Source organism: Polaromonas sp. (assembly GCF_018780625.1).
Classification (GTDB): Bacteria; Pseudomonadota; Gammaproteobacteria; order Burkholderiales; family Burkholderiaceae_C; genus Polaromonas.
In genome coordinates this window covers 1-26,522 of record NZ_JADMJK010000118.1, presented here as the reverse complement: position 1 = coordinate 26,522, position 26,522 = coordinate 1, and the positions used below count along the sequence as shown (strand labels likewise).

Annotated in this window: 32 protein-coding genes; 16 read left to right on the top strand and 16 right to left on the bottom strand. The window is 65.0% G+C overall.

Features of this window, described 5'->3' with window-relative positions; all coding sequences use genetic code 11:
* A partial coding sequence (locus IV091_RS10385; RefSeq protein ID WP_293468358.1) for a hypothetical protein occupies window positions 1–614 on the top strand: 614 nt, incomplete at its 5' end.
* Window positions 615–652: 38 nt separating this feature from the next.
* On the opposite strand, the gene IV091_RS10380 is transcribed toward IV091_RS10385, so the two are convergent.
* Window positions 653–1,315, bottom strand: coding sequence for an alpha/beta hydrolase (locus IV091_RS10380; RefSeq protein ID WP_293468356.1), 663 nt, complete (start codon window positions 1,313–1,315; stop codon window positions 653–655).
* 141 nt (window positions 1,316–1,456) lie between these two features.
* Complete coding sequence (locus IV091_RS10375) at window positions 1,457–2,071, bottom strand: TspO/MBR family protein (protein ID WP_293468354.1); 615 nt, start codon at window positions 2,069–2,071, stop codon at window positions 1,457–1,459.
* A 43-nt stretch (window positions 2,072–2,114) separates the two neighbouring features.
* Here IV091_RS10375 and IV091_RS10370 point away from each other — a divergent pair, with 43 nt between their 5' ends.
* Complete coding sequence (locus tag IV091_RS10370) at window positions 2,115–2,570, top strand: DUF4864 domain-containing protein (protein WP_293468352.1); 456 nt, start codon at window positions 2,115–2,117, stop codon at window positions 2,568–2,570.
* 63 nt (window positions 2,571–2,633) lie between these two features.
* Here IV091_RS10370 and norR read toward each other — a convergent pair whose 3' ends face one another.
* Entirely contained in the window at window positions 2,634–4,214 is a 1,581-nt protein-coding gene (gene norR / locus IV091_RS10365) for a nitric oxide reductase transcriptional regulator NorR (RefSeq protein WP_293468350.1), read from the bottom strand.
* A 192-nt stretch (window positions 4,215–4,406) separates the two neighbouring features.
* Between norR and hmpA the strand changes: the two genes are divergently transcribed.
* Window positions 4,407–5,588: an NO-inducible flavohemoprotein gene (gene hmpA, locus IV091_RS10360; RefSeq protein WP_293468348.1), complete on the top strand. Its 1,182-nt coding sequence runs from the start codon at window positions 4,407–4,409 to the stop codon at window positions 5,586–5,588.
* Window positions 5,589–5,606: 18 nt separating this feature from the next.
* Here the strand turns inward: hmpA and IV091_RS10355 are convergent, their stop codons facing one another.
* Both IV091_RS10355 and IV091_RS10350 read right to left on the bottom strand, forming a co-directional pair.
* A complete protein-coding gene (locus IV091_RS10355; protein ID WP_293468364.1) occupies window positions 5,607–6,116 on the bottom strand; it encodes a DUF1993 family protein in 510 nt (169 codons plus the stop codon).
* A 96-nt stretch (window positions 6,117–6,212) separates the two neighbouring features.
* The gene (locus tag IV091_RS10350; protein ID WP_293468346.1) at window positions 6,213–6,980 is read right to left on the bottom strand and encodes a TOBE domain-containing protein; all 768 of its coding nucleotides are present in this window, start codon (window positions 6,978–6,980) and stop codon (window positions 6,213–6,215) included.
* 110 nt (window positions 6,981–7,090) lie between these two features.
* On the opposite strand from IV091_RS10350, the gene modA reads away from it, so the two are divergent.
* From modA to modC, 3 genes are read left to right on the top strand one after another with little or no spacing between them, the layout of a single operon-like run.
* Window positions 7,091–7,825 carry a molybdate ABC transporter substrate-binding protein gene (gene modA, locus IV091_RS10345; protein WP_293468362.1) on the top strand — a complete coding sequence of 245 codons (735 nt, stop codon included), beginning with the start codon at window positions 7,091–7,093 and terminating at the stop codon, window positions 7,823–7,825.
* Complete coding sequence (modB, locus tag IV091_RS10340; RefSeq protein ID WP_293468344.1) at window positions 7,822–8,505, top strand: molybdate ABC transporter permease subunit; 684 nt, start codon at window positions 7,822–7,824, stop codon at window positions 8,503–8,505. Before modA ends, modB begins: the two co-directional genes overlap by 4 nt.
* Entirely contained in the window at window positions 8,502–9,587 is a 1,086-nt protein-coding gene (modC, locus tag IV091_RS10335; protein WP_293468342.1) for a molybdenum ABC transporter ATP-binding protein, read from the top strand. The genes modB and modC overlap by 4 nt, the downstream gene beginning before the upstream one ends.
* On the opposite strand, the gene IV091_RS10330 is transcribed toward modC, so the two are convergent.
* From IV091_RS10330 to IV091_RS10315, 4 genes are all read right to left on the bottom strand, one after another.
* Entirely contained in the window at window positions 9,588–10,544 is a 957-nt protein-coding gene (locus IV091_RS10330) for a tRNA-dihydrouridine synthase (protein ID WP_293468340.1), read from the bottom strand.
* A gap of 12 nt (window positions 10,545–10,556) precedes the next feature.
* Entirely contained in the window at window positions 10,557–11,813 is a 1,257-nt protein-coding gene (locus IV091_RS10325) for a class I SAM-dependent methyltransferase (RefSeq protein WP_293468338.1), read from the bottom strand.
* A 133-nt stretch (window positions 11,814–11,946) separates the two neighbouring features.
* Entirely contained in the window at window positions 11,947–12,873 is a 927-nt protein-coding gene (locus IV091_RS10320) for a DUF808 domain-containing protein (protein ID WP_293468336.1), read from the bottom strand.
* Window positions 12,874–13,035: 162 nt separating this feature from the next.
* A complete protein-coding gene (locus IV091_RS10315; RefSeq protein WP_293468334.1) occupies window positions 13,036–13,380 on the bottom strand; it encodes a hypothetical protein in 345 nt (114 codons plus the stop codon).
* A 218-nt stretch (window positions 13,381–13,598) separates the two neighbouring features.
* Here IV091_RS10315 and IV091_RS10310 point away from each other — a divergent pair, with 218 nt between their 5' ends.
* Together IV091_RS10310 and IV091_RS10305 are read left to right on the top strand one after the other, a co-directional pair.
* Window positions 13,599–13,772, top strand: coding sequence for a hypothetical protein (locus IV091_RS10310; protein WP_293468333.1), 174 nt, complete (start codon window positions 13,599–13,601; stop codon window positions 13,770–13,772).
* A gap of 109 nt (window positions 13,773–13,881) precedes the next feature.
* Window positions 13,882–14,532 carry a SagB/ThcOx family dehydrogenase gene (locus IV091_RS10305; protein ID WP_293468331.1) on the top strand — a complete coding sequence of 217 codons (651 nt, stop codon included), beginning with the start codon at window positions 13,882–13,884 and terminating at the stop codon, window positions 14,530–14,532.
* Window positions 14,533–14,536: 4 nt separating this feature from the next.
* On the opposite strand, the gene IV091_RS10300 is transcribed toward IV091_RS10305, so the two are convergent.
* Entirely contained in the window at window positions 14,537–15,058 is a 522-nt protein-coding gene (locus IV091_RS10300; RefSeq protein WP_293468329.1) for a GNAT family N-acetyltransferase, read from the bottom strand.
* Window positions 15,059–15,200: 142 nt separating this feature from the next.
* Here IV091_RS10300 and IV091_RS10295 point away from each other — a divergent pair, with 142 nt between their 5' ends.
* From IV091_RS10295 to IV091_RS10285, 3 genes are all read left to right on the top strand, one after another.
* Window positions 15,201–15,554 (top strand): 2Fe-2S iron-sulfur cluster binding domain-containing protein, encoded by a 354-nt coding sequence (locus tag IV091_RS10295; protein ID WP_293468327.1) that lies wholly within the window; start codon window positions 15,201–15,203, stop codon window positions 15,552–15,554.
* Window positions 15,555–15,777: 223 nt separating this feature from the next.
* Entirely contained in the window at window positions 15,778–16,542 is a 765-nt protein-coding gene (locus IV091_RS10290; protein WP_293468325.1) for a c-type cytochrome, read from the top strand.
* Entirely contained in the window at window positions 16,539–17,849 is a 1,311-nt protein-coding gene (locus IV091_RS10285) for a cytochrome c (protein WP_293468323.1), read from the top strand. Before IV091_RS10290 ends, IV091_RS10285 begins: the two co-directional genes overlap by 4 nt.
* Window positions 17,850–17,889: 40 nt before the next feature.
* Here the strand turns inward: IV091_RS10285 and IV091_RS10280 are convergent, their stop codons facing one another.
* Complete coding sequence (locus IV091_RS10280; protein WP_293468321.1) at window positions 17,890–19,125, bottom strand: MFS transporter; 1,236 nt, start codon at window positions 19,123–19,125, stop codon at window positions 17,890–17,892.
* 188 nt (window positions 19,126–19,313) lie between these two features.
* Here IV091_RS10280 and IV091_RS10275 point away from each other — a divergent pair, with 188 nt between their 5' ends.
* Genes IV091_RS10275 through IV091_RS10265 form a run of 3 tightly spaced genes read left to right on the top strand, consistent with a single transcriptional unit; the run spans window position 19,314 to window position 20,452 of the window.
* A complete protein-coding gene (locus IV091_RS10275; protein ID WP_293468319.1) occupies window positions 19,314–19,457 on the top strand; it encodes a hypothetical protein in 144 nt (47 codons plus the stop codon).
* A gap of 13 nt (window positions 19,458–19,470) precedes the next feature.
* The gene (locus IV091_RS10270; protein ID WP_293468360.1) at window positions 19,471–19,782 is read left to right on the top strand and encodes a VF530 family protein; all 312 of its coding nucleotides are present in this window, start codon (window positions 19,471–19,473) and stop codon (window positions 19,780–19,782) included.
* A gap of 10 nt (window positions 19,783–19,792) precedes the next feature.
* Window positions 19,793–20,452, top strand: coding sequence for a pseudouridine synthase (locus IV091_RS10265; protein ID WP_293468317.1), 660 nt, complete (start codon window positions 19,793–19,795; stop codon window positions 20,450–20,452).
* A gap of 55 nt (window positions 20,453–20,507) precedes the next feature.
* Here IV091_RS10265 and IV091_RS10260 read toward each other — a convergent pair whose 3' ends face one another.
* From IV091_RS10260 to IV091_RS10250, 3 genes are all read right to left on the bottom strand, one after another.
* Window positions 20,508–20,945, bottom strand: a complete 438-nt coding sequence (locus IV091_RS10260; protein ID WP_293468315.1) for a universal stress protein — start codon at window positions 20,943–20,945, stop codon at window positions 20,508–20,510.
* A gap of 131 nt (window positions 20,946–21,076) precedes the next feature.
* A complete protein-coding gene (locus IV091_RS10255; RefSeq protein WP_293468313.1) occupies window positions 21,077–21,358 on the bottom strand; it encodes a DUF427 domain-containing protein in 282 nt (93 codons plus the stop codon).
* A gap of 90 nt (window positions 21,359–21,448) precedes the next feature.
* Window positions 21,449–22,171 carry a glycine zipper 2TM domain-containing protein gene (locus IV091_RS10250; protein WP_293468311.1) on the bottom strand — a complete coding sequence of 241 codons (723 nt, stop codon included), beginning with the start codon at window positions 22,169–22,171 and terminating at the stop codon, window positions 21,449–21,451.
* Between the two features lie 213 nt (window positions 22,172–22,384).
* On the opposite strand from IV091_RS10250, the gene IV091_RS10245 reads away from it, so the two are divergent.
* The gene (locus IV091_RS10245; protein ID WP_293468309.1) at window positions 22,385–22,942 is read left to right on the top strand and encodes a YaeQ family protein; all 558 of its coding nucleotides are present in this window, start codon (window positions 22,385–22,387) and stop codon (window positions 22,940–22,942) included.
* A gap of 9 nt (window positions 22,943–22,951) precedes the next feature.
* Here the strand turns inward: IV091_RS10245 and IV091_RS10240 are convergent, their stop codons facing one another.
* Both IV091_RS10240 and IV091_RS10235 read right to left on the bottom strand, forming a co-directional pair.
* Window positions 22,952–23,857 carry an ion transporter gene (locus tag IV091_RS10240; RefSeq protein WP_293468307.1) on the bottom strand — a complete coding sequence of 302 codons (906 nt, stop codon included), beginning with the start codon at window positions 23,855–23,857 and terminating at the stop codon, window positions 22,952–22,954.
* Window positions 23,858–24,033: 176 nt separating this feature from the next.
* The gene (locus tag IV091_RS10235) at window positions 24,034–25,812 is read right to left on the bottom strand and encodes a long-chain fatty acid--CoA ligase (protein ID WP_293468305.1); all 1,779 of its coding nucleotides are present in this window, start codon (window positions 25,810–25,812) and stop codon (window positions 24,034–24,036) included.
* A 342-nt stretch (window positions 25,813–26,154) separates the two neighbouring features.
* On the opposite strand from IV091_RS10235, the gene IV091_RS10230 reads away from it, so the two are divergent.
* Window positions 26,155–26,522 (top strand): PAS domain S-box protein (locus IV091_RS10230; RefSeq protein WP_293468303.1); only part of this gene is annotated, 368 nt, incomplete at its 3' end.

The following is a 26,522-nucleotide window of genomic DNA, read 5'->3' as shown; positions in this document are numbered from 1 at the left end:
CTGCATCTGCACCAACGCTGCCCCCTAAAGCCGAAAACCCGCACGACAACCCCCCGTCCATACTGGAGGGGTCGGAAAACGCCACGCGGAGCCAACTGGCCCATGTACTGCTGCGCGATCTCCTGCGCAGACACGGCATCCCGGCGCAATGGATTGACATGAAAATGCTGGTGGTCTCCAGCATCAGCCGCGGCGCCGGCCTGCACATGCGGCTGATCGTCAAGCACTGGGATCCACGGCTCATGCACTACGCCCAGGCGCTGCAAAACGAGGTGATGGCCGATGCCGTGCGCTTTGACCCGCAGGCCTCGCAATGGCTGCACGGCATTTCGTGGCAACTGGAAATGGCGGACAGCTGCCCCTACACCACGCTGCCCGACAAGAAATTCTGGCTGGATGAGACAGCAAAACTGGCAGCGCCCATGATGGCCGCAGCCCCTGTTGCCGCTGTTGCACCTGTTGCCCAGGCATTGACCGCCAGGCAAGCGGCAGAAGCAGACGACGCCGAGGAAGATTTGAACCGCCTGTTTTTCATACGCGATCAGGAACTTGAAAGGTCTTCTGGCGATCATGCGCCAGACGGTTACGAAAGCACCCAGCCCTCACCGCTTTAGCCTGCGCAGCGCTCATTTTTCACCGTATATCGCGCCTCTCAGGCCAGTACGCGTCGCAACCATTGCGCCAGGTCGGCAATCTCCTGCGGGCAGACCGAATGTTCCATCGGGTAGTCGTGCCACTCCACCGGATAGCCCAGGGCCAGCAGCGCGTCGCGCGTGTCGGTGGCGCGCGGCAGCACCACCACGCCGTCGCGGGTGCCGTGGGCCAGGAAGATCGGCACATCCCGGTTCGCTTCGCTGCCTTCGGCAGCGGTTTTTTCAGCCAGCGGCAAATAGCCCGACAGGCCCGCAATGCCGGCCAACCGCTCGGTATGGCGCAGGCCGGCCATCAGCGCCATGGCACAGCCTTGCGAAAAACCGGCCACCACGATGCGATTGGCGGGCATGCCGCGCGATTTTTCGTTCGCAATGATGGTTTCCATCAACGCCTGTGTCTGACGCATGCCGGTTTCGTCCTGGCGGCTGACCAGGTCGGCGCCCAGGATGTCGTACCAGGCGGGCATGGTGTATCCGCCGTTGATGGTCACCGGCATGTGCGGCGCACTCGGAAACAGAAAGCGCACCGGCCCTATGCTGGACAGATCGAGCTGCTCGGCAATCGGCACAAAGTCGCGCCCGTCAGCGCCCAGGCCGTGCAGGATGAGAATGGTGGCGACGGGGTTTTCGCCGGTTTGGGCTTCCAGAATTTCAAGAGACATGCGATGACCCGATACAGGTGAGGAGGGAAAAAAGGGCGGCGCAACGGCGGGCGCCTGACAGGATCAGGCGCGGCAAGGACCACACCAAGCCCCGATTCTAGGGGCGCCGCCAGGGACAAAGCACACGCGGTTTGATGGGGGCTAACGATTGAGCCAGGTGATGCTGAGCTGCAGCACCGTGGCAAACGCCACCCACAGCAGGTAGGGGATGTTCACATACGCCACCCAGCGCGTGCGGCGCCAGATGGCGGCCAGGGCCCAGACCAGCGTACCCAGCACCAGCAAAATATCGGCGCTGGCCAGCAGGTTGTTCTTCAGGCCGAACTGGATTGGCGTGTAGGCCGCGTTGAACACCAGGTTCAAAATAAAAGGCAGCAGCAGCCCAAATGGCAAGCGCCGCTTCAGGTACTGCACCAGCACATAGCCAAAACTAATGGCGATGATGACGTAGAGCACGCTCCAGACCGGGCCAAACAGGAAAGCGGGCGGCGCAAAAAAAGGTTTGGTGAGTTGCGCGTACCACTCGGCGCTGCTGGTGCTGTCCATAAATTTTTCCAGGTAAGTTGTTCCATGCGGAATTGCGTCCTGCGGGGGAATCGCTGTGCATATTTTGTAACACAGAGGGACGCCTGCATGGTGCCCGGGCAGCTGAAGGCGAGGTAGGACGCCAGCGCCAAAACGCCCGCAAAGCCCCCAACATCCAGAATCCCGCCTTGTGCGTACTTTTTGGAAGCACTTGCGGCATGATGACGACACAACATGCTCCGCGCCTTTTCAACCGACGCCGGGAGGCCTCCAGATGACAGCTACTTCGCATTTCCTGATGGCATCGCTGGCAAGGCGACTGGCCGCGCTCGTGGCCGCCGTGATGCTGCTGGCGCCCGCCCAGGCCACCGCGCTTTCAGCGGCCGACGAAAAAAGCGTGCATGCCGTGGTACAAGGCCAGCTCACGGCCCTGGCCAGGGATGACGCCAGCAAGGCGTTTTCTTATGCCGCCCCCAATGTGCGCCAGGCCGTAGGCACGGCAGCGGGCTTCATGGCCCTGGTGCGGCGCAGCTACCCGGCGATCTACCGCCCCGCTTCGGTTGCCTTTTTAAGGCCCGAAAGCAAGGACGGCCAGGTGATTCAGCGGGTGCAGATGCTGGACGCACGCGGTGACGAGTGGCTGGCTATTTACAGCCTGCAGCGGCAAAAAGACAAGGCGTGGCGCATCACTGGCTGCCGGGTGGTGAGCAACAAGGGGCGCATGACCTGAGAACGCGGCTTTTTTTCTACCTTTTCAGTCGCCATGACGACCAAAAACGGCCAATCCCTGTTTTCAGGGTTCAACCCCGCGTCTGGCACTCAAGCCCAGCCTTTTTGCCAGCCTGACCAGGTTGGCGCGGTGCAAGCCCAGTTCCCGCGCGGCCGACGCCCAGTTGTAATGATGCCGCACCAGGCTCGCTTCAATGCGCTGGCGCTGGTGCGCCTCCATCGAGGTGCGCAAATCCAGGGCGGGCGCCGCCTCGGTCACTTCGCTGGCGTCGGGGGCTTGCGCGGCGGCCTTGCGCGGCGGCTGCAAATCAAAATGCGCCGCCGTCAGGCTCACGATGCGGGGCCGTTTGGCCTGGCCGGTCAGGGCTTTGAGCGCGCTGCGGCCCACCAGATGCTCCAGTTCGCGCACGTTGCCGGGCCAGTCGTGGGCCAGCAGGGCGGCCTGCGCACCGGCACCCAGGCGCAAGCCGCCCAGCCCCAGCCGGGACCGGTTTTGCTCCAGAAAATAGCCGGCCAGCATCAGCACGTCATGGCCGCGCTCGCGCAGCGGCGGCACCACCAGCGGGTAGACGCTGAGCCGGTGGTAGAAGTCAGCGCGAAAGCGTCCGGCGCGCACTTCGTGGGCCAGGTCGCGGTTGGTGGCGGCAATCACCCGCACATCGACCTGGTGCTCGCGGTCCGAGCCCAGCCGCTGCAGTTGCCCGCCCTGCAGCACGCGCAGCAGCTTGGCCTGCACCGCCAGCGACAACTCGCCCACTTCATCAAGAAACAGCGTGCCGCCGTCAGCCAGTTCGAACTTGCCGCGCCGGTCCGCCACGGCCCCGGAAAACGCACCGCGCACATGGCCAAACAGCTCGCTTTCCACCAGCGTTTCGGGCAGTGCCGCGCAGTTCAGGCTGACCAGCGGACGCGCGGCGCGGGGCGACGCGGCGTGCAGCGCCTGGGCCACCAGTTCCTTGCCAACGCCGGTTTCACCCAGCAGCAGCACCGTGAGCGCGCTGTTGCCCACCACGGCGATTTCTTCCAGCAAGCGCTGGTGCGCGGGGCTGTGGCCCATCAGCGTGGGCGGCGCGGCTTTTTCAGCCACCAGCGCACGGAAGCTGTCGGCGCGCTGGCGCTCGTCTTCCACCCGCAGCGCCAGGCCTTCCATGCGCTGCACCACGCTGACCGTGGCGGCGGCCAGGCTGGCAAAGGCCTGCAGGTCGCCCAGGTCCACGGCCGAGAGCCGCTCCTTGCCCAGCGCGTCCAGCGTGAGCAAGCCCCACGGTTGTTCGCCGACCTGCACCGGGCAGCCCATGCAGTCGTGCACTTCCAGTTGCCCTTGCAGGCCCTCGACCAGGCCGTCATACGGGTCGGGCAGCGCGCTGTCGGCCGCAAAGCGCGTAGGGCCGTCGGCCGCCAGCAGCAGCTTGAAGCGCGGGTGCTCGTCCACCTTGAAGCGCCGGCCCAGCGTGTCGCGGCTCAGGCCGTCCACGGCCAGCGGCACCAGCCAGCCACCGTCCAGCCGCAGCAGCGCGGCCGCATCACAGGGCAGCAAGGCCCGCACGGCTTCCAGCAGCCGGCGGTAACGCTCGCCGTCGGGCAACTCGCGGGCCAGGTCATCGACCAGTGGCACCAGCGCCTGCAGCATTGGTTTTGTCATCAAATGGACTCCTTAAAGAATCAAAAAGACTACTTACTGGAAGTATCTTTTTGACTCTATTATTTTCCATATCTTGATAAGCAGTTGATTTATATCAATGTTTTTTCTGGCACGGTTATTGAATAAGGAGTCGGACCCGGCCATGGATCCTGCTTCGCATACGGCGCGGCAACCCGGCCACCTTCTGGAGAATTCATGCTGACCCCCGAACAACGTGCCATTGTCAAATCCACCGTCCCCCTGCTCGAGAGCGGCGGCGAAGCGCTGACCACGCACTTCTACAACATCATGCTGGCCGAACACCCCGAGGTGCGGCCCTTCTTCAACCAGGCACACCAGGCCAGCGGCGACCAGCCGCGCGCGCTGGCCAATGGCGTGCTGATGTACGCCCGCAACATTGACAAGCTGGAGCAGCTCGGCGGGCTGGTATCGCAAATCGTCAGCAAGCATGTGTCGCTGCAGATTGATCCTGCCCACTACCCCGTCGTGGGCGCGTGCCTGCTGCGCGCCATTCGCGAAGTGCTGGGCGCCGAAACCGCCACCGACAAGGTGCTGGCCGCCTGGGGCGCGGCCTACCAGCAGCTGGCCGACATTTTGATAGGCGCCGAAGAAAAGGTCTACGCCGACGTGGCCGCTGCGCCGGGCGGCTGGCGCGGCGGGCGGGCGTTCAGGGTGGCGCGCAAGGCGGCCGAAAGCGCCGAGATCACGTCGTTCTACCTCGAACCCCAGGACGGCGGCGCGCTGGCCAGCTTTGTGCCCGGCCAGTTCATCGGCCTGCGCCTGGTGGTCAACGGCCAGGAAATCCGCCGCAACTACTCGCTGTCGGCCGCGCCCAACGGCCGCGATTACCGCATCAGTGTCAAGCGCGAGGCGGGCGGCGTCGCATCAAACTACCTGCACGACCAAGTGCATGAAGGCGATCTGCTGGAACTGTCTCCGCCAGTGGGTGACTTTGTGCTGGCCGATGGCGACAAGCCGGTGGTGCTGATCAGCGGCGGCGTGGGCATCACGCCGACGCTGGCGATGCTGGATGCGGCCCTGCAGGGCACGCGGCCGGTGCACTTTATTCACTTTGCGCGCAACCGCAGCGCGCACGCGTTTCGCGATGCAATTGACGCGCGCAACACCCGGCACGCGCAGCTCAAGCGCTTTTACGTTTATGACGAGCATGCCGACGAAGCAGGTGCGCCGCACGCCACCGGCCGGCTCAGCAGCGCGCAACTGGCCGCCTGGCTGCCGGCCTCACGCGATGTGGATGCGTATTTCCTGGGCCCCAAGCCCTTCATGCGGCAGGTCAAGAAGCAGCTGCGCGAACTCGGCGTGCCCGAAGCCCAGACCCGCTACGAGTTTTTTGGCCCGGCCAGCGCGCTGGAGTGACGGGCAAACGCCCGGCCTTCAGTACGCGCCGATGTAGTCCTTCTTGCCCACGTCCACGCCGTTGTGGCGCAAGATGGAATACGCTGTGGTGGTGTGAAAGAAGAAATGCGGCAGGCCGTAGTTGAGCAGGTAGGACTGGCCGGTGAAGCGCTTTTCCTTGGGCGTTCCGGCCTGGCTGACGATTTCGCGCGTGGCAGCGCCTTCAAATTGGGCGGGGTCCAGCCCTTCGATGAAGGCCAGCACGGTGGCGATGCGCGCCTGCAGGTCGGCAAAGGTCTTCTCGTTGTCGTCCAGCTTGGGCACTTCCACGCCGGCCAGGCGGGCTGCCACGCTTTTGGCAAAGTCGGTGGCGACCTGCACCTGGCGCAGCAGCGGGAACATGTCAGGAAACAGGCGGGCCTGCAGCAGCGCGTTGGGGTCTATTTTCCTGGCGTCCGCATGGGCCTGGGCTTTGCCCAGCACCTCGCTGAGGCCGCCCAGCATTTGCCTGAAAACGGGAATCGAGGCGGTGTAAATGGCGTTGTTCATGTTGTCTTTCGAGGGTGTCATTAAGGATTGCAGCGCGGGCTGCCAGAGGCTGTGGATTCTCGCCGGATTCCGGAGCTGATGCTTTGCGCGCCTGCATCAGCCCGGCAAAGCCACCACCACCGCAGCCTCATCGACATAGGCAAGCGCCGGACTGCGCGCCTTCACACCACTGGCCGGCCCCACGAAACCCACCAATTGCAGGCCGCTGCCCAGCGCCAGTGACGCTTCGCCGCCAGCGGCGGCGCGCGAGCACCGCGTGACATGCCCCTGAAGCCGGTTGCGCCCCTGAACCGGCTCGCCGGTGCGCACAACATCCACCGCCGTGGCCTTGCACAGGGCCAGCACAGCCTGGCCCGGCTGCAGGGCCAGCAACTCGGCGCTTTCGCGGGTGATGCGCGAAAACAGGGCGCTCCCATCTGCCAAAGCCAGCGCCACCCGCATGGCCTGGCCCTGTGGTTCAAGGGCCGTCACGGTGCATGGCAACTGGTTGCGCATGCTGGTGCGCAGCCCCAGCGCGGCAAAACGGGTCACGCCTGCCAGCGCGTCGGCAGGCCGGCAATCGAGCTGGGCCAACACCTGCGCCCTGGCGTGCGCCAGCCATTGCGCGGCCTGCAACAGTTGCCGGCCCGCTGGCGTCAGTTGTGCCCCGCCGCCGCCAGCGCCGCCCACCGTGCGCTCCAGCAACGCAGTGCCCGCCAGATTGCTCAGGGTGTCGATGGCCTGCCATGCCGCCTTGTAGCTCACACCAGCGCCGCGCGCGGCCTCGGAAATGGAGCCGGCCTCGCCGATGCGCTGCAGGATGTCCAGCCGTTTGTCGGCCACCTCGTAGCCCAGCGCATTGGTCAGTTGTGGTGTGGGTTTCATCGTGCGCCTATTGTGTCGCCAGAAGCAGGAAAAGAGGCACCACGGCTATACTTCGCTATCCCTGATCAGCATAGCGGTTCATCGTGAAAAAACTCTCTCGTCTGCTTGTCATGCTTGCCGCCTTCGGCGCGGGACAGGCCTGCGCGGCAGAGGTGAGCGTCGCCGTTGCGGCCAACTTCACGGCCCCCATGCAAAAGATAGCGGCGGCCTTCGCGCAGGACACCGGCCACAAAGCGGTGCTTTCGTTTGGCGCCACGGGGAAGTTTTATGCCCAGATCAGGAATGGCGCGCCGTTTCAGGTCCTGCTGGCGGCCGATGACACAACCCCTGCCCGCCTGGTGCAAGATGGCCTCGCCGTGTCAGGCACACGCTTTACCTATGCCGTTGGCAGGCTGGTGCTCTGGAGCAAACAAGCCGGACTGGTCGATGGCAAAGGCGAGGTGCTGCGCCATGGCACTTTTGCGCGCCTCGCAATCGCCGACCCCAAACTGGCGCCCTATGGCGCAGCGGCCGCGCAGACGCTGGCCAAGCTCGGGCTGCTGCAGAGCCTCCAGGCCCGAATGGTTCAAGGCGAGAGCATCGGGCAAGCCTACCAATTTGTAGCCACCGGCAACGCGGCGCTGGGTTTTTTGGCCCTGTCGCAGGTGATGTCTGACGGAAAAATCTCCGAGGGCTCGGCCTGGGTGGTGCCAGCCCATCTGCATGCGCCCATCAGGCAGGATGCGGTCATACTCGCCGCCGGCAAGGACAACCCTGCCGCTGCCGCGCTGGCCGCTTATCTCACAGGCGACAAGGCGCAGGGCATCATGCGCGCCTTTGGCTACGAGCGCCAGGCGCCCCCATGAACTTCAGCGCGGCCGACCTGGACGCCATAGGGCTCACGCTCAAGCTCGCCAGCCTGACCACCGTGCTGCTGCTGCTGCTGGCCACCCCGCTGGCCTGGTGGCTGGCGCGCACCACCTCGCGCTGGCGGGCGCCCATAGGCGCTGTGGTGGCCCTGCCCCTGGTGCTGCCGCCCACCGTGCTGGGTTTTTACCTGCTGGTGACGCTGGGCCCCAACGGGCCAGGCGGCCAACTGACGCAGTTTTTGGGCCTGGGCACCTTGACGTTCACCTTTACCGGGCTGCTGATGGGCTCGCTGGTTTATTCACTGCCTTTTGCAGTGCAACCGCTGCAGCACGCGTTTGAGGGCATTGGCACGCGGCCGATGGAAGTGGCCGCCACCCTGCGCGCCCGGCCGCTGGATGCATTTTTGACGGTAGCACTGCCCTTGGCACGGCCGGGCTTTGTGACCGCCGCCATTTTGACTTTTGCGCACACGGTGGGCGAGTTTGGCGTGGTGCTGATGATAGGCGGCAACATCCCGGGCCAGACCCGCGTGGTGTCCACCCAGATCTACGGCCATGTGGAAGCCATGGAATACGCGCAGGCGCACTGGCTGGCCGGCGGCATGCTGCTGTTTTCTTTTGTGGTGCTGCTGGGGCTGGGGCTGCTCAACCGGCGCAGCGCCAGGGTGTTGCTGTGAGCGGCGCTGACAACGTCATCCGCTTGACCCAGGCGCGACCCGACTTCACACTGGAAGTGGACTTGCTGCTGCCGGCACGCGGCATCACGGTGCTGTTTGGCGCCTCGGGCTCCGGCAAGACCACGCTGCTGCGCTGCGTGGCAGGGCTGGAGCGGCCGCACCACGCACAGATAAAAATTGCCGATGCGGTATGGCAAGACGACGCGCAACAGGTTTTTTTGCCGCCCTGGCGCCGGCCGCTGGGCTATGTGTTTCAGGAAGCCAGTCTTTTTGACCACCTGGATGTGCAGGGCAACCTGGAATACGGCCTGCGCCGCGCGGGCAGAGGCAAGCAGCGGGCGACGCTGGACGCGGCCGTGGAACTGCTGGGCATCGGGCCACTGCGCAAGCGCCGCACTCATCAACTGTCGGGCGGTGAACGCCAGCGCGTGGCCATTGCCCGCGCGCTGGCCATGCAGCCCCGGCTGTTGCTGCTGGACGAGCCGCTGGCCTCGCTGGACCACGCACGCCGCCAGGACATCCTGCCCTGGCTGGAGCGGCTGCGCGACGAAATCCACATTCCCATGCTCTACGTCACCCATGCGGCTGACGAGGTAGCGCGCCTGGCCGACACGCTGGTGGTGCTTGCGCGCGGACAAGTGACTGCCGCCGGACCGGCGGCGCAGGTGCTGGCAGGCATTGAAACCCCCGTGGTGCTGGGTGAAGACATGGGCGCCCTGCTGGAGGGGACGGTGCAGGAGCGCGACGCGCAATGGCATCTGGCAAGGGTCAAGTTTGCAGGCGGCAGCCTGTGGCTGCGCGACAGTGGCGTAGCGCTTGGCCGGCGGGTTCGCCTGCGGGTGCTGGCGCGCGATGTCAGCGTGAGCACCGAGGCCCCGCAGCGCACCAGCATCCAGAACCTTTTGCCCTGCGTGGTCCAGTCGGTCGCGCCCGACGCCCATCCATCGCAGGCCTTGCTGCGGCTGGCTTGCGGCGAGACCGTTTTGCTGGCGCGCATTACCGCGCGCGCCGTCGCTGCGCTCCAGCTGTTGCCGGGCAAGCCGGTGTGGGCGCAGGTGAAGTCGGTGGCCCTGGTTGAATGACTAAGGCGCCGCCATGCCGGCCAGCCAGGCGTCTATCAGGACCGGGTCGTTGACGCCCTTGAGCTGCTGGTAGGCGGTTTCAGCCTCGGGGAAACTGCGGCGCAAAAAATTGAGCCACTGCTTGAGCCGTCCGGGCCGCGATCGCGCATCGAGCCGGGTACACACCAGAAACCAGAATTGCGCCAGCAGCGGCACCAGCGCGGGCCAGCCGATGGGCGCCGGGTCCCTGGACGCCAGCAGGTCGGCCTTGATCGCCAGCGCCAGACCTGGATCGCTGACGGCGCCGCGCCCCAGCATCAGCATGTCGCAGCCCGACGCTTCGCGGCAGCGGCGCGCGTCATCCACCGTCCAGATTTCACCGTTGGCGACCACCGGAATCCGCACGGCGGCGCGAATGTCGGCAATGCGCTCCCAGTAGGCCGGCGGCCGGTAGGCCTGCGCCTTGGTGCGGGCATGCACCACCAGTTCTTCGGCCCCGCTCTCGGCCATGGCCAGCGCGCATTCCACCGCGCGCGAATCGTCGTGGTAGCCCAGCCGCATCTTGGCCGACACCGGCACATGGGCGGGCACGCTGCGGCGCACCGCCGACACGATGGCGGCAATGGTTTCAGGCTGCTCCAGCAGCGCGGCACCGCCGCCGTGGCGGTTCACTATTTTTGCCGGGCAACCGAAGTTCAGGTCGATGCCGGCCGGGCCCAGGCTGGCAAGAAGCGCCGCGTTGTCGGCCATGCAGGACGGATCCGAGCCCAGCAGCTGGGCCCGCACCGGCACACCGGCCAGCGTGTGGCCGCCATTGTGCAGTTCAGGCACGATCCGGGTGAACACGCGCTCGGGCAGCAGCTGGTCGGTGATGCGGATGAATTCGGACACGCAGCGGTCAATGCCGCCGGCCCGGGTCAGGATGTCGCGCAGCACGAAGTCCAGCAGCCCTTCCATGGGCGCGAGCAGGATGGTCACGACTGGAAAAGGCTAGGCGACAGCCAGGCGCCAGAGCGAGGTCACTTCGGCAGCGCGCGCCTTGTGCAGCGGGTTGCTTTCATCGGCCACCTTGGGGTGCTCGGGCTTGGCATCAATGCGGCCCAGCACCTTGAGCCCCGCGTCCTTGATGGCGACCAGCAGCTCCGCGCGGGTGCGCAGGCCCAGTTTTTCGGCAAAATTGGACAGGATCAGCCAGCCTTCGCCGCCCGGCGCCAGGTGGCTTGGGAGCCCCTTGAGGAAGCCCAGCAGCATGCGGCTGTTTTCGTCGTACACGGCGCCTTCAAGCGGCGAGCCGGGACGCGCCGGCAGCCACGGCGGGTTGCAGACGATGACGGACGCCTGTCCCTCGGGAAACAGGTCGGCCTGCATCACCTTGACCGGGTTGGGCAGGCGCAGGCGGTAGATGTTTTCGCGCGCGCATTCGAGCGCGCGCGGGTCCATGTCGGTTGCAACCACCTGATCGACTTCCTCGCGCATCGCCAGCACGGCCGACAGCACGCCGGTGCCGGTGCCGATGTCGAAGGCGACATATTTGGACGTCCGGTTGACCGGCAAGGGCGCGTTGGCCACCAGGTCGACATACTCGCCGCGCACCGGCGAAAACACGCCGTAGTGCGGATGGATGCGGTTGTTGGGCGCCTTGCCCAGGGCCGGGATTTCAACGCCCTTCTTGCGCCACTCATGGGCGCTGATGACACCCATCAATTCGCGCAGCGACGCCACGCTGGGCTGGGCATCTTCGCCGGGCGCACCCCAGGCTTCGGCACAAGCCTGCTTGGCATCGGGCGCGCGGCGCAGGTCGATGCCGTAGTCAGCGCCAAACTCGATCAGCACCATGCCCAGCACCCGGGCGCGCTGCGACTGGGCCTGGCGGTGCAGGTGAAACTCCTGGCCGGCCGGCACGCCGGAGACGGCGTTGTCGGCGGCTTTCTTCTGCGCAACCCGGGCCAGCTTGGAAGCCTTGGGCGGCTTGTCGATGCGCCTGGCCAGCGCCTGCACCATCTGCCGCGCATTCTGGAAATCGCCGCGCCAGAGCAGGCCGGTGCCTTCGCAGGCCAGCCGGTAGGCGGTGTCGGCGGCCATGGTGTCGTCGGCCTCGACGATGCGCCGGGGCGGCGGCGCGCCGCGCTCGGAACGCCAGAGCGCCGAATGCGCCACACCCGCTTCCTTCCACTCGATCAGGGTGGAGGCCGGGGCGGCGGTTGTTTCAGCAAGCGTGACGGCGGTCACGGAAAAAAAAGTAGGCATGGGCAAGGCAGTCAGAAAGAAAAGACCCCGTGTTTTAACAGATGGACGGCGCATCCCCGCTAAATAATCCCCTGCTGCCCGCATTTCTTGTCAATACGCGGTCCCAAAGCGCCTCATCCCGGCGTCAATCGGCTTATCCTTTGATTCGCTTGATGCCGCTGACCCCCAGCAGGACCAGCGCCCCGGCGACGACGCCCAACAGGCCATCGATGGCCAGCGGCGTGATGGCGCCCAGCAGTGCGCTCACATCACGGGCCCATTGGGTCACCGCCTCGATCAGGTGATGCAGGGGGGTCAAGCCATGGGTCAAAATGCCGCCACCGACCAGAAACATGGCGACCGTGCCGGCCAGGGACAGGCCTTTCATGAGCCACGGCGCGGCCAGCAAAATGCCCCGTCCCAGGCTGCGCCGAAAGCGATCCCAGGCGCTGATGCCAGCACGCTCGCTCAGGTACAGCCCGGCATCGTCAATTTTGACAATGCCGGCCACCAGGCCGTAGACGCCTGCCGTCATGACGATCGCGATGCTGCTGAGCACCGCCACCTGCGTGATGAAGGGGCTGCCCTGCACCGTTCCCAGCGTGATGGCGATGATTTCGGCCGACAAGATGAAGTCGGTGCGAATGGCGCCCTTGATCTTGGTTTTTTCCAGCGCCAGCAAATCCACGTGGGGGTCCACCAGCGCAGACACCAGCGCCTGGTGCTGCGCCTCCAGCTCGGCGGCGCTGTGCAGGAACCGGTGGGCCAGTTTTTCAAACCCTTCATAGCAAAGAAAGGCACCGCCCACCATCAGCAGCGGCGTCACGGCCCAGGGCGCAAAGGCACCGATCGCCAGCGCGGCCGGCACCAAAATGGCCTTGTTGATGAACGAGCCCTTGGCCACGGCCCAGACCACGGGCAGTTCCCGGTCCACCTTGACGCCGGACACCTGCTGGGCATTGAGCGCCAGATCGTCGCCCAGCACACCCGCCGTTTTTTTGGCGGCCACCTTGGAAAGCAGCGCCACATCGTCCAGTATGGAGGCAATGTCATCAATCAGTGCAAGCAGGCTGGTGGCCATAATTTATTTTTAGTGTTGTGGAGGGTGGGCGGGCCAGGCAAGGCCGGGCTGAAGGATAGCAGCCTTGCGTCGCAAGAATAGGGGCAACAGGGCATGGGCGCCCACAAAAAAACCGTCCGGGGACGGTTTAAAAAATGCCCGAATGACAGGCAGGCGTTCGCGTCATCGGCGCGAGGTCAGCCGGCCCAGGATAAACCCGAGCGCCAGTGCCGCGCCCACCGCTTCGAGCGGCCTGTCCTGCACCCACGATCTGGAATACTCCAGCGTGCGGGAAGGCGCCTCTGCTATGCGCCGTGTCTGGTCTGCGAAACGGTCGACCACATGGGACGCGTTGCTGGCAAGCTTGTCGACGGTTTCATGCGCTGCGGTGGACATGCGGTCCACCGTGCTGCGCGCAGGCTCCGCGACCTTGTCGATGGTGCTGTGCAGCGCCGCGCCTGCCGAGTCCAGGCCACGGTGAACGGCGCTGTCCGACGGGATGCCGGTCGTCACGTTGAATTTTTCCATGCTGTTTTCCTTTTAAAGATCTGTGATTCAGTTTAAAACCAGGCCAGGCCTGCGTCCTGTGCGGCGCCGCAGGCATCGTTTGTAGGACAAATGACGGTTTATCGGCAGAAAAGCCGGAATTTTGGCCGGCTGTTTCATGTTTGTTTGCGGTTTGTTTGCTCTTGGTTAAAGCACCTGCCGTTCAAACCGGGATGATCAAGTTTTGAAGGAGATGTCACATGCCTGCCACCGCAAGCGCTATCCGCAGAACCGGCCCGGTCAGCCACGGCCACCCGCACCGGGGCCCCTCCGAGGACGACGAGGAACAGGAAGGCCTGGAGTTGCCGGTCGAGCCGGACGAAGGCACGCCGCTGATGCCCGACGAGGAAGGCGAGGTACAGGTGCCGTCCTGAGCCGCATGGGGCTGGCCAATGGCCAATGGCCGCCCACTTGATGCAAAGCAAGCCCCGGCGATACGGCGCGCCTAGCATGGGCGCACTGTCCTCACCTCTGGGAGCCGCCGTGAACACACTGACCAAAATGGCCTTGGGAATGATTGGCCAACTCAAGCCACAGCCTGCACAGGGCGACGCCGCTCGCCTGCTGACGCTGCCGGCGCCGCAAACCGGGGGCGGCCTGCCGCTGATGCAGGCCTTGCAACAGCGCCAGTCCAGGCGGGACTTTGACGCCACGCCGCTGCAGGCACAGACCCTGTCGGACCTGCTGTGGGCGGCTGCGGGCGTCAACCGGCCCGAACTGCAGGGGCGCACGGTCCCGAGCGCCATGAATTCACAGGAAATTGATGTCTATGTGGCGCTGCCCGAAGGCTTGTACTGCTATGACGCGTCGGCCCACGCCCTGAAGCTGGTGAGCACGACCGACGTGCGGCGCGTCACCGGCTACCAGGACTTTGTGGACCGCGCCCCGCTGGAGCTGATTTTTGTGGCCGACCACGCCCGCATCAAGGCCGTTCCGGTCGCGCAGCGCGAGTCGTATGCGTCGATGTCTGCGGGGGCGATGGCGCAAAACGTGTACCTGTTTTGCGCCTCGGCCGGGCTGTCAACCGTGATCCGCGCCTGGTTTGACCGCCACGCGCTGTCGCAGGCCATGGGGCTGGAGCCCGACCAGCAAATCCTGCTGGCGCAAACCGTCGGCTGGCCGGCTAAAAGTTAAATCGTCAGTCCACCGCGCGCTTGAGGCGGATTTCTTCGAGCTTCTCGGTGCCGAAGGCGACCGTCTTGAGCGAGGGCATTTCGCGCTTGAAGCCTGCGGCATATTCGCAAAAATTCAGCGCCGCCTCGTTGCGCAGCAGTACCCACATGCTCACCTGCGTGCAGCCTTCTTCTTTCAGGCCGTCGCGGGCGCCGTCCCACAGCGCCAGGCCGGCGCCCTGGCGCCAGTGCGCTGGTGCCACATACATGGCCCAGATTTCGCCCATGGTGGAGCGGGTACCGGCGTCGCGCGAGCGGTCGTAGCCGACAAAACCGACGACTTGCTCGCCTTCAGTCGCGACCAGCAGTTGCGGCTCGCTGAATTCAATGGCTTCGCGCCAGTAGGCCTGGCGCTTTTCGACCGTCATCGACTTGAGGTAGTCCGCAGGCATCACATCCTTGTAGGCGACTTGCCAGGCGGCAACGTGAATTTCGGCAATGGCTTTGGCATCGCGGGCGGTGGCGGGACGAACGGAGTAGCTGGACATGGAAAAATCGCTTGTGAATCAGTGAGGGAAAGGGTCGGGAGGCGGAATTGTCGCGCAAATCGCAACGCGGCCGCTTGGGCTTGCGGCAAAGCCAGTACGCAGCCGCCTCGGCGCCTGCTGCAAAATCAAGCATTTGGACCCTATGCCCGCCCTCCCGCCCTCACCCCTTGCGACTAACCAGTCCGGCCCGGCAGATCCAGTAAATCCAGCAGATCCGGCCTGCGCTGTCTTTGAGGCGCGCATTCACGCCGGCGGCCCCGCGTTTGCGGCGCCGGCTTCAGTGCCGCTGCTGCAGGCGGCAGAGCGGGCGGGACTGGCGCTGGCGAGTTCATGCCGCAACGGCACCTGCCGGACCTGCCTGTGCCAGCTGGTCAGTGGCCAGGTGCTGTACCGCATCGAATGGCCAGGCCTGAGCGCGCAAGAAAAGCAGGCGGGCTGCATCCTGCCTTGCGTGGCATACCCGGCCTCTGACGTGGTGATTGCGCTGCCTTTTTGATCGCCGCTTGCCCCCGGCCAGGCACGGGCATCGGCGTCCGGCACGGGCACATCGGGCGGCCTGAGGCAAAATCAGGACGCGCCCCGAACGGGGCCATCCCCCCCATAAAGAGCCAGTCTCGGCACGCGGATTGCCTCCTTGCCTGCCAGTCCGGTGCGGGCCACCTGCCCTCACTCCAGCGCAAGGCTTTTGAGACCCGATTGAATGAGGCATGATTTTTTCCATGACAAACACCCCTTTTTATCTCCTGGCGCGTGGACTTGCCGCGTTCTTGCTGATCGCGTGCGGCCTGCCCGGGCTTGCCCGCGCCGCGGCACCCTTTGAAGACACCATCGCGCAGCGCACCCTGGCCTGCACCGCATGCCATGGCCCGCAGGGACGCGCCGCACCCGACGGCTATTACCCGCGCCTGGCCGGCAAGCCGGCCGGCTACCTCTACAACCAGTTGCTCAACTTTCGCGATGGGCGGCGCCACTACGGCCTGATGACGCAGCTGCTGGAGCCGCTGGGCGGCCCTGCTGGCGACGCCTACCTGATGGAGATTGCGCAGTATTTCTCCCGCCTTGACCTGCCCTACCCGGCGCCGCTCCCCGTCACGGCGTCGGCTGCCGTGTTCAGCCTGGGCCAGCAACTGGCGATGCAGGGCGACGCGGCGCGGCAGATTCCGGCCTGCGTGCAGTGCCACGGCCAGGCCATGACTGGCGTGGCACCTGACATTCCGGGCCTGCTGGGCTTGCCGCGCGACTACCTCAATGCGCAGCTGGGTGCCTGGAAGGCCGGCCAGCGCCGCGCCCATGCCCCGGACTGCATGAAGGCCGTGGTGGCGCGGCTGACGCTGGACGACATCAATGCGGTCGCCACCTGGGTCGCCGCGCAGCCCTTGCCAGCCAACACCAAGCCCCAGACGACGGTGCCTGCGCTGGCACACGGCGCCGCCGCCATCGACTGCGGCAGTGCGCCGACGGCCTCATTGAAAGCCCTGAAATGAAAAGAATCGCCAAGCTTGCGCTGGGCCTCGGCATGCTGCTCGTGGGCGCGGCCGCCATGGTCTGGGCGCTCAACGTGCAGGACGAAGTGGACGTGCGGGCGCCCATGGCCCGCGCCGCCGCCAGCGACAGCCTGATTGCGCGCGGGGCCTACCTGGCACTGGCCGGCAACTGCATGACCTGCCACACCGCGCGCGGCGGACAAGCCTATGCCGGCGGACGGGCCATTGACACGCCGTTTGGCACCGTTTTCACGTCCAACCTGACGCCCGATGACAAAACCGGCCTGGGCGCCTGGTCGCCCGCGCACTTCTGGCGCGCCATGCACAATGGGCGTTCCAAAAGCGGGCGGCTGCTCTACCCGGCTTTTCCGTATGCCAACTACACGCAGGTGACGCGGGAGGATTCAGACGCGCTGTTTGCCTACCTGGGCAGCCTGCCCGCCGTGGCGCAGGCCAACCGGCCGCACGCACTGCGCTTTCCTTACCAGTCGCAAGCAGCACTGGCGGTGTGGCGCGCGCTGTATTTCAGCCCCGGCGTGTACCAGCCTGACGCCAGCCGCAACGCCGAATGGAACCGTGGCGCCTACCTGGTCAATGGACTGGGCCACTGCAGCGCCTGCCACACCCCGCGCAACGCGCTGGGCGCGAGCAACGACAAGCTCAACCTGGCGGGCGGGCTGATCCCGATGCAGAACTGGTACGCGCCGTCACTGGTTTCACCGCACGAAGCGGGCGTGGGCACGTGGGACCGGGCGGACGTTGTGCGCCTGCTGCAAACCGGCGTTTCGCCGCAGGCCTCGGTCCTGGGCCCGATGGCGGAGGTGGTGCAACGCAGCACACAGCATTTGACCCCGCAAGACCTGGGCGCGATGGCCCAGTTTTTAAAGGAACTGCCGCAAAAGCAAGAGCAAAAGCAGACCGAGGCCCGGTCAGGCCCTGCCAGCGCACCGGCTCAGGACGCGGCATCTGCCGTCTTGACGGGCGGCGCCAAGCTCTACGACCAGCATTGCGCGCAATGCCACGGCGACTTGGGCCAGGGCGTCGCCAAAGCCTACCCGGCACTGGCCGGAAACCGCGCCGTGACCCTGCCGCAGACCGCCAATCTGGTGCAGATTGTGCTGAACGGGGGCTACGCGCCGGCCACGCAAGGCAACCCGAGGCCGTTTGGCATGCCGCCGTTTGTGCTGGTGCTCAGCGACAGCGAAGTGGCGACAGTGCTCACGCATATCCGCAGTGCCTGGGGCAACCAGGCCAGTGCCGTCACCGCACTGGATGTGCACCGCGTCCGGGCCAATCAGGGGCGTTGAACGGGCGGCGTGCCGCCACGATAAGCGCCGCACCAGCGCACTACGACCCACCCATGCGGTCGCGGTCGGCCAGCGCGGGAAAGCCCTTGAGCCAGAGCACGGCCACCAGCAGCGTCCCGATACCGCCAGCCACCACCGAGCCGACCGGGCCAAGCAAGGCCGCCGTCGCGCCCGATTCAAATTCTCCCAGCTGATTTGACGCGCCGATAAACACGGAATTGACCGCGCTGACGCGGCCGCGCATGTCGTTGGGCGTTTCAATCTGAACCAGTGTCTGGCGCACCACCACGCTCACCATGTCGGCACCGCCCGAAACGGCCAGCGCCACCAGCGACAGCACAAAATGGGTGGACAGGCCAAACACCAGCATGCACACGCCATAAACCGCCACAGCCAGCAGCATGATGCGGCCGACCCGCCGATCCAGCGGCCAGCGCGTCAGCAGCACCGACATCAGCAAGGCGCCTGCTGCCGGCGCCGCGCGCAACAGGCCCAGCCCCCATGGACCGACATGCAGGATGTCCTTGGCAAACATCGGCAGCAGCGCCGTGGCACCGCCCAGCAGCACCGCAAACAGGTCCAGCGACACAGCGCCCAGAAGCGCCTTGCGCCGCCAGACAAATTCCGCACCGGCCAGCAGCGTGCGCATCGAAACCGGTTCACGCGGCGGCGGCACATGGTCGTAGCGCAGCACCCAGATCAAGCCGCAGGCGGTGGCAAACAAAAAGGCGCTAACGGCATACACCGCCGCGGCGCCGGCCACAAAAATCACGCCGCCCAGCGCCGGTCCGCTGATGACCGCCGCCTGCATGCCGGCCGAACTGAAGGCCATGGCGCGCGGCAGCATGACGGGCGGCACCAGCATGGGCGTCAGGGCCTGCTGGGCCGGCATCTGAAAAGCCCGCGCCACGCCCAGCATGACCGACACGCCAAGCAGCAGCTCGCGCGAAGCCCAGCCGGACGACGCGCCCCAGCCCTGCGTGGCGGCCACCAGAATCAGCGCCACGCCGGCCTGCGTCACCATGCAGGCCGCCACGATGCGGCCCCGGTGCAGGCGGTCGGCGACATGGCCCGCCACCAGCGTGAGCAGCAGCGCAGGCACAAACTGGTACAGGCCGACCAGCCCCAGGTCCCAGGCGCTGCCGGTCAGCTCATACATCTGCCAGCCGACGGCGACCATCAGCATCTGGTTGCCAGTGGTTCCGAAAAGGCGGGCAAACCACATGCGCATGAACGCGCGCTGGTGGGTGAGTTCGGTAAAGCTGTGGACTGGCATGGGGCCTGAAGCTTACCAGCCGGTCGGCAGGCCGATCTGCCGGCGGCGGCACCAACAGCCCCCCTCGCGGGCACGCTGCGAATTCACCAAAACCGTGCTGATCGTGCGATCTGAAATCATTGACCGGACGCACCGTCCGTGCATCCAGTTGCATTGATAATCTAGGGATTGTTTAACAGGAGAATGTCATGGCCAAAGGTCAACAAAACACCAGCAAGATGGTGAAAAAACCCAAAAAAGACACGTCGCCGCCCAAGACCGTGTCCCCTGATGCCGTCCGCCCGACGATCGTGACGCAGGTGCCATTGCGGGGCAAGCTGAAAAACAAATAGGCCACGCATGATGATGTCTGCCGGTCCTCCCGATGCTGCATCGCCAGCGCCTGCGACCGCCCTGAACCAGCCGGGCAACCCGCTGCACGGTGTCAAGCTCGAAACCATCGTCACGGCGCTGGCCGAACACTACGGCTGGGAGGACTTGGGGCAGCGCATCAATATCCGCTGCTTTACCAGCGAACCCAGCGTGGCGTCCAGCCTGAAGTTCTTGCGCAAGACCCCCTGGGCACGCGAGAAGGTCGAAAGCCTGTACCTCTTCATGCTGCGCGAAGTCAGGCGCGCCAGCCCGCCGGTGCACAACTTCCCGCCGCCGCGGGCTTGACCCCGGCCGCATGACAGCGCTCACCACCGGCTTTGCGCTGATACATGCCGACGACAGCCTGCTGGTACTCAACAAGCCTTCGGGCCTGCTGTCCGTGCCCGGACGCGGCGAAGATAAACAGGATTGCCTGAGCCGCCGGGTGCAGCATTGCTACCCTGAAGCCCTGATCGTGCACAGGCTGGACATGGCCACCTCGGGCCTGATGCTGATGGCACGCAGCCCGGCCATTCAGCGCGTGCTCAGCCAGTCCTTTGAACAACGCGAAATTCACAAAACCTACCTGGCGGTGGTGGACGGTTGCCTGGCGCCCGCGCCCAGCCCGGACGGCTGGGGGCTGATTGACCTGCCGATTGCCGCAGACTGGCCGCGCCGCCCCTTGCGCATCATTGACGCGGCGCTGGGAAAACCCAGCCAGACCCGCTGGCGGGTGCTGGCGTTTGACGCGGCCACGAACAGCACCCGTGTGGCGCTGGAGCCGCTCACCGGCCGGTCGCACCAGTTGCGCGTGCACCTGCAGGCGCTGGGCCACCCGATTCTGGGCGACCAGTTGTACGCACCCGAAGCCGTGCAGGCCAGGTCAGCGCGCCTGCTGCTGCACGCCAGCCGGCTGCAGCTGACGCATCCGGCCAGCGGGCACAGGCTGACGTTTGAAAGCGCACCCGGCTTTTAGACCAGCGGATCGTTGCCGGCCCGTTGTGCGAGCGCTCAGCCCGCTACCGGCAAGCCTATTCGCGCACAACCAGCACGGACAAATGTGCATGCGACAGCACCTGGGCCGTGACGCTGCCCAGCACCAGGCGTTCAAGCCCGCGCCGGCCGTGCGAGCCCATGACCACCAGGTCGGCATTGACGGACGCAGCCGCGTCAAGAATGCCGCGGTAAATCGAATGCCCCTCCACCACCGAGCCACGGGCGTTGATGCCGCGCGCCTCAAAAGCCTGCGTCGCAGCCTTGATGGCTTCATCGGCCTCGGCCGCCGCCGCACTGAGGTACTCGGCCTGGCCATAAGCAAAGTCCGTCCCCACGCCCGTAAAGGCATAGGGGTCAATGACATAGACGACCGTCACCTCGCTTTTGAATGCCTCCGCAATCGCCATGGCTTTGCCGATGGCTTGGCGTGCGGTGGAAGAGCCGTCGACAGGAACCAGGATGTGTTTGAACATGGGAGCAACTCCTTGAAAACCATGGCTGAATTCTCGGGAAGCGGGCCGTGCAGCGGCGTCAGCGCAACCCCGCTGTTGTCACTTATAAGCCAGCGCCGGAAAAGTCCGCGTCAGACAGAACGCCGATCGCTTCAGGGTTCAATATTCACACCCTTCCAGAACGCAACATGCCCCTGGATGCTCTCCGCCCCGGACTTGGGTTCGGGGTAATACCAAGCCGCATCGGTATTCATTTCTCCATCGACCAGCAGCGAGTAGTAGCTCGCCTGGCCTTTCCAGGAACAGGTGGTGTGGTGGTTGCTGAAGGTCACGTAGTCGCGATTGAGCGTGGCTTCGGGAAAATAGTGGTTACCCTCAAGCACCACCGTCTCGTCACTTTGCGCGATCACTGCGCCATTCCAGATTGCTTTCATGGGTTCCTTGCTGAAGTAGTGCAGATCTTCGCATAACGCCGGGCCATTGTTCGTTTCAGGACGGAGCAGGCCGGCGCCGCTGCCTGCCCGCTATCCCGCCGCAGAGGATGAGGAGACGCTGGGCGCCAGGCGCAAGGTGTTGCCCTCGACCACCACCCGGCTGCCCGACTGGACGGCACTGGCCTGCTCAATGGTTCGCATCGAGCCGTTGTTCATGCGGACACGCATCTGGTAGCTGGTGACTTTCTTCATGTTGTGCTCGATGGCATTGCCCGCGAAGGCGCCGCCTGCCACGCCCAGCACGGTCATGGCCGTTTTGCCGCTGCCGCCGCCCACCTGGTTGCCGAGCAGACCGCCGACGACACCACCGGCCACCGTACCCAGGCCTACCGTGGTGCCGCCCACCGCTACACCGTTGACTTGCCCCTGACGCTGCACCGCAACCACGGATTCCACCGTGCCGCAATTGTTGCAAACGGCGACCTTCGGTGCCTGGGCGACGGCGGCAGGCGCGTGCCGGAAGGTGCTGGCAGGTGCCTTTACAGCTGCTTTTTCCGGGCCTGGTTCTGCTTTGGCAAAGGCCTCAGCCCTGACGAGTTTTTCCTTGTCCAGCGGTGCCTTGGCGACGGCCGGTGCGCCGCCGGGCTGCGCTTCAGACCGATTAACCACCAGGGTGGCGGCAAGCGCCATGACGGTCACGCCCATCACCGCCAGGGTGGGAATCAGCGCCTTGCTGCTGCGCAGCCGTTCGGTCAGGGTTGGCGGGGAAATGGCGGTGCTGGCATTGCTGCCTTGGGGTTGAGGGGTGTCCATGCGGGAAGTCCTTGTTGTGAATTTCGTTTTTAACAGCTTGCCCGAACGCCCCGCGTAGGAGGAAGTGACATCAGTAAGTAAAGCTTTCTGGACGGGTTCACCCGGCGCGCTACGGCCCTGCGGCGCGCCGGTCTTGATGGCGCGCCCAAAAAGGCTGTTCCAATAGCAGGTTTAACGCGGCTCCAACGGGCCGCCACCTGAGAACAATTCCCCATGGCCATCAAAGCCACCATTCACAAAGCCCAACTGCAAATTGCCGACATGGACCGCGGCGTCTACGCCGACCACAGCGTGATCATTGCGCGCCACCCGTCCGAAACCGATGAACGCATGATGATCCGCCTGCTGGCATTTGCGCTCAATGTGCCGGCCGACGACAAAAAAGGCAAACTTGAATTTGCCAAAGACCTGTGGGACGTGAACGAGCCCGCCCTGTGGCACAAGGATTACACCGAGGCCGTGCTGCACTGGATTGACGTGGGCCAGCCCGACGACAAGCGCCTGATGCGCGCGGCCGGCCGCGCCGAGCGCGTCACCGTGATCGGCTTTTCAAGCAGCACGCCGGTATGGTGGAAAGGCATTGAAAGCAAGCTGACGCGCGCGTCCAACCTCGTGGTATGGCAGATTGAAGCGGCCCAGAGCCAGGCGCTGGCCAAACTGGCCGAGCGCGGCATGCAGCTGCAGATCACGATTCAGGACGGCACCGTGTGGATGAGCACGGCCACCGATTCGGTGGAAATCACGCCGCGCAGGCTCACCGCCGGCGTCTGACGCGCCGCGTCAGATTGATTCGGGTGCTGGTTCCTGCTGCTGGTAGGGCGGCAGCCGGGCGCCGCAATGAAAGCAGTAATTGGCGTCCGGCGTGTGCCCTTCGGTCAGGCACTCATGGCAGGTGCGCGTGGTGGTGACCTGCGAATGCGCCTGCTCCGTGCGCCGGTGCGCGGCCATTTCGGCCGTCACAATGCCCGTGGGCACCGCCAGAATGCCCCAGCCCAGCAGCATCATGAAGGAAGAAATCAGCCGTCCCAAATCGGTTTTGGGCGTGATGTCGCCAAAGCCCACAGTGGTCACGGTGCTGATGGCCCAGTAAATCGAGGTGGGAATGCTGGTGTAGCCGTTTTCCCGGCCCTCGACCACGTACATCACCGTGCCCATCACCAGAACCAGCATCAGCACCGCCGTCAAAAACACCAGTATTTTGCGGCCGCTGGCAGCCAGTGCGCGCCCCAGCGACTGGTATTCAGCCACGTAAGCCGTGAGCTTGAACACCCGAAACACGCGCAGCAGCCTGAGCACGCGCACATCAATCAAGGCATGGAGTCCGGGAAAAAACAGCGCCAGGTAAGTGGGCAGCACGGCCAGCAAGTCAATGACGCCAAAAAAGCTGCCCGCATACTGCAGCGGCCGGCGCACGCACACCAGCCGGGCAATGTATTCGACGGTAAAAAGGAAGGTAAAACCCCACTCCAACACCTGGAACATCCGCCCATGCGCAAGATGCAGGGACTCCACGCTGTCGGCCATCACCACGGCAATGCTGGCCAGGATGATGAAAATGAGGCTCTTGTCAAACCATCGCCCGGCGCGGGTGTCGGCTTCAAAAATGATAGTGTACAGGCGCAAGCGCCAGCCCGCCAGCGGCTTTCCGGGTGAAGGTTGACGAGTGCGAAGGGAAGGTGGGGCCATGGGTGCGCGCAGCGCTCGCTTGGCGCTGCTGGTGAGTTCAATCAGGTCAGCAGAATAACCCAGCCAGGCGCTTCAACATCAAGCCGCGCTCAGGCTGCTGAAAATTTCAGCAGGCGCCATCCTCACTATGATTTTTATAGCCACCAGCGCCCGATGAATATGAGCCAAAGGGCTATTCAATGCCTATTTTCAGGCTTTGACGCACCAGCATCGCCGCTTTCGGATTCCTGGAGCGCGCGCCACATGACCTTGCCCGAACCGCTTTTGGGCAGCGCATCGACAAACTGCACCACCCGCGGGTACTTGTAGGCGGCCATGTTGTCCTTGCACCAGTTGATGATGTCGTCCTCGCTGGTCTGACCCCTGGCGGCGGCGCGCAGCACCACCACGGCCTTGACCGATTCGCCCCGGTAGGCATCGCGGGTGGAGATGATGCAGGCCTCCTGAATCGCCGGGTGCCTGAACATCAGCGCCTCCACTTCGGCCGGCCAGACCTTGAAGCCGGAGGCATTGATCATGCGTTTGAGCCGGTCTGTGAGGAAAAAATAGCCCTCCTCGTCCACATGCCCCAGATCGCCTGAACGGAAAAACCGCTTGCCGTCCCTTTCGATGAAGGCGGCCGCCGTGGCTTCAGGCCGCTTCCAGTAGCCCTGGAAGTTCTGCGGCCCGCACATGATGATCTCGCCCTGCTCGCCCTGCGGCATGTCGTCCAGGGTCAAGGGATCGATCACGCGCGCCTCGGTGCTGATGAAAGGCACGCCCAGGCATTGCTGCTTGGTGGCGTCCGGCGGGTTGCTGTGCGAGGGGGCGGCGGTTTCCGTCAGCCCATAGCCTTCGGCAAAGCGCAGGCCGTACTGCTCCCACAGGCGCTGGGCCACGGCCTGCGGCATGGCCGCGCCGCCGCCCCCGATATAGACCAGGCTGCTCAGGTCAAAGCTGGCAAAGTTCGGGCTGGCCAGCAGGTCAATCACCATGGTCGGGATGTTGGTCCAGTGCGTCACGCGCCAGCGCGAGATCAGTTGCCCGGCCAGTTCGCGGTCCCAGCGCGGCATGATAACCAGCGTGGAGCCGCCGTAGACCGAGGCATGCATCACCGACACCATGCCGGTGATGTGAAACATGGGCACCACCGACAGCACCACGTTCTCAAAGGTGCTATTGCCCCACAGGCAGCTGCCCACCGCGTTGTGCATGAGGCTGGCGTGGGTGTGCATGCAGCCCTTGGGCAGGCCGGTGGTGCCGCTGGTATAGGGCAACACGGCCAGGTCTTGCGGCCCGACCGCATGCGCGGGCAGCTCGTCGCTGCCGGCGAGCGCGTCAAACCAGGCCGTCACCGCGCCGCCTTGCAGGGCCGGCAGCGCGTGCCGGGTGCCCAGCCAGTCGCGCCAGGCTTCGGGCAGGGCGACGTGGCCGTCGTTCTCTGCATTCCCGTCAAACGCATCGCTGTAGTGCGTGACGATCAGGTGGCTCAGGCGCGCTTGCGGCGCCAGCTGGTCGCTGGCCCTGGCCAGTTCAGGCGCCAGGTCGGCCGACGTGATGGCGACCCTGGCGTCCGGGTCGGTGATGTAGTGCTTGAGTTCCTCGGCCCGGTTCATCGGGTTGACCGGCACCACCACGGCGTTGGCCCGCAGAATGGCGAAGTGCGCGATCACCCACTGCGGACAGTTTTGCATGTCGAGCAGCACCCGGTCGCCCTTGCGCACGCCCAGTCGGCAAAGCGTGGCGGCCAGGCGCTCGGCTTGCCGCAGCACCTCGGCATAGCTGAGCACGCGGTCAAAAAACACCAGCGCCGGCTTGTCGGGAAAGCGCAGCGCGCTGACCGCCAGGTTGTGCCACAGCGAGGTCGCGGGCGGTGTGATGCTGCGCGGCAGGCGCTTGGGCCAGAACGGATAGTGAAGGTCATGGCGGGCGGGCACAGCCGGGTGCGCCTGATCGGCGGGGGAAAGAGAAGACAAGGCGGACTCCAGGTGAAACGAGCTGGCTGACAGCCTAACAAGAGTTGACGCCGTTCATAGTGGGGAAGGTCCGGATAAACGGTGCCCGGTGTCGCCTGAGGGACCGCACCCGCCGGCCTGGGCTGGGCTGGGTGGACAGCGCAAAAGCGCCGGCGCGGCAGCAATCCCCCTAATTAGATTAGAAAGCTGTTAATTAACTGTTACGCTGCGTGCGGACATGGCTACAGCGCATTCCTTGTACTGGCCACCTGCGGACGTGTGACTGTTCGAACGAAAGTGTTTATGCCGATTACCGCTCCTATGGATGGCACGGTTGAAAAACCGAAGAGCCTTGAGGGTGTCATGGAGTTTCGGCGACAGGAAACACTGCTCAAGGCAGGCGCACTCCAGAACGCCATTTTCAACAGCGCCAACTTCTCCAGCATCGCCACCGACGAAAAAGGCGTGATCCAGATTTTCAACGTGGGCGCCGAACGCATGCTGGGGTATGCGGCGTCGGATGTGGTCAACCAGGTGACGCCAGCCGACATTTCGGACCCCAGGGAATTGATCGCCCGGGCGGCCGCCCTGAGCATGGAGCTGGACACACCCATCACGCCGGGTTTTGAGGCGCTGGTCTTCAAGGCCTCGCGCGGCATCGAGGACATTTACGAGTTGACCTACATCCGCAAGGATGGCAGCCGCTTTCCGGCGGTCGTGTCGGTCACGGC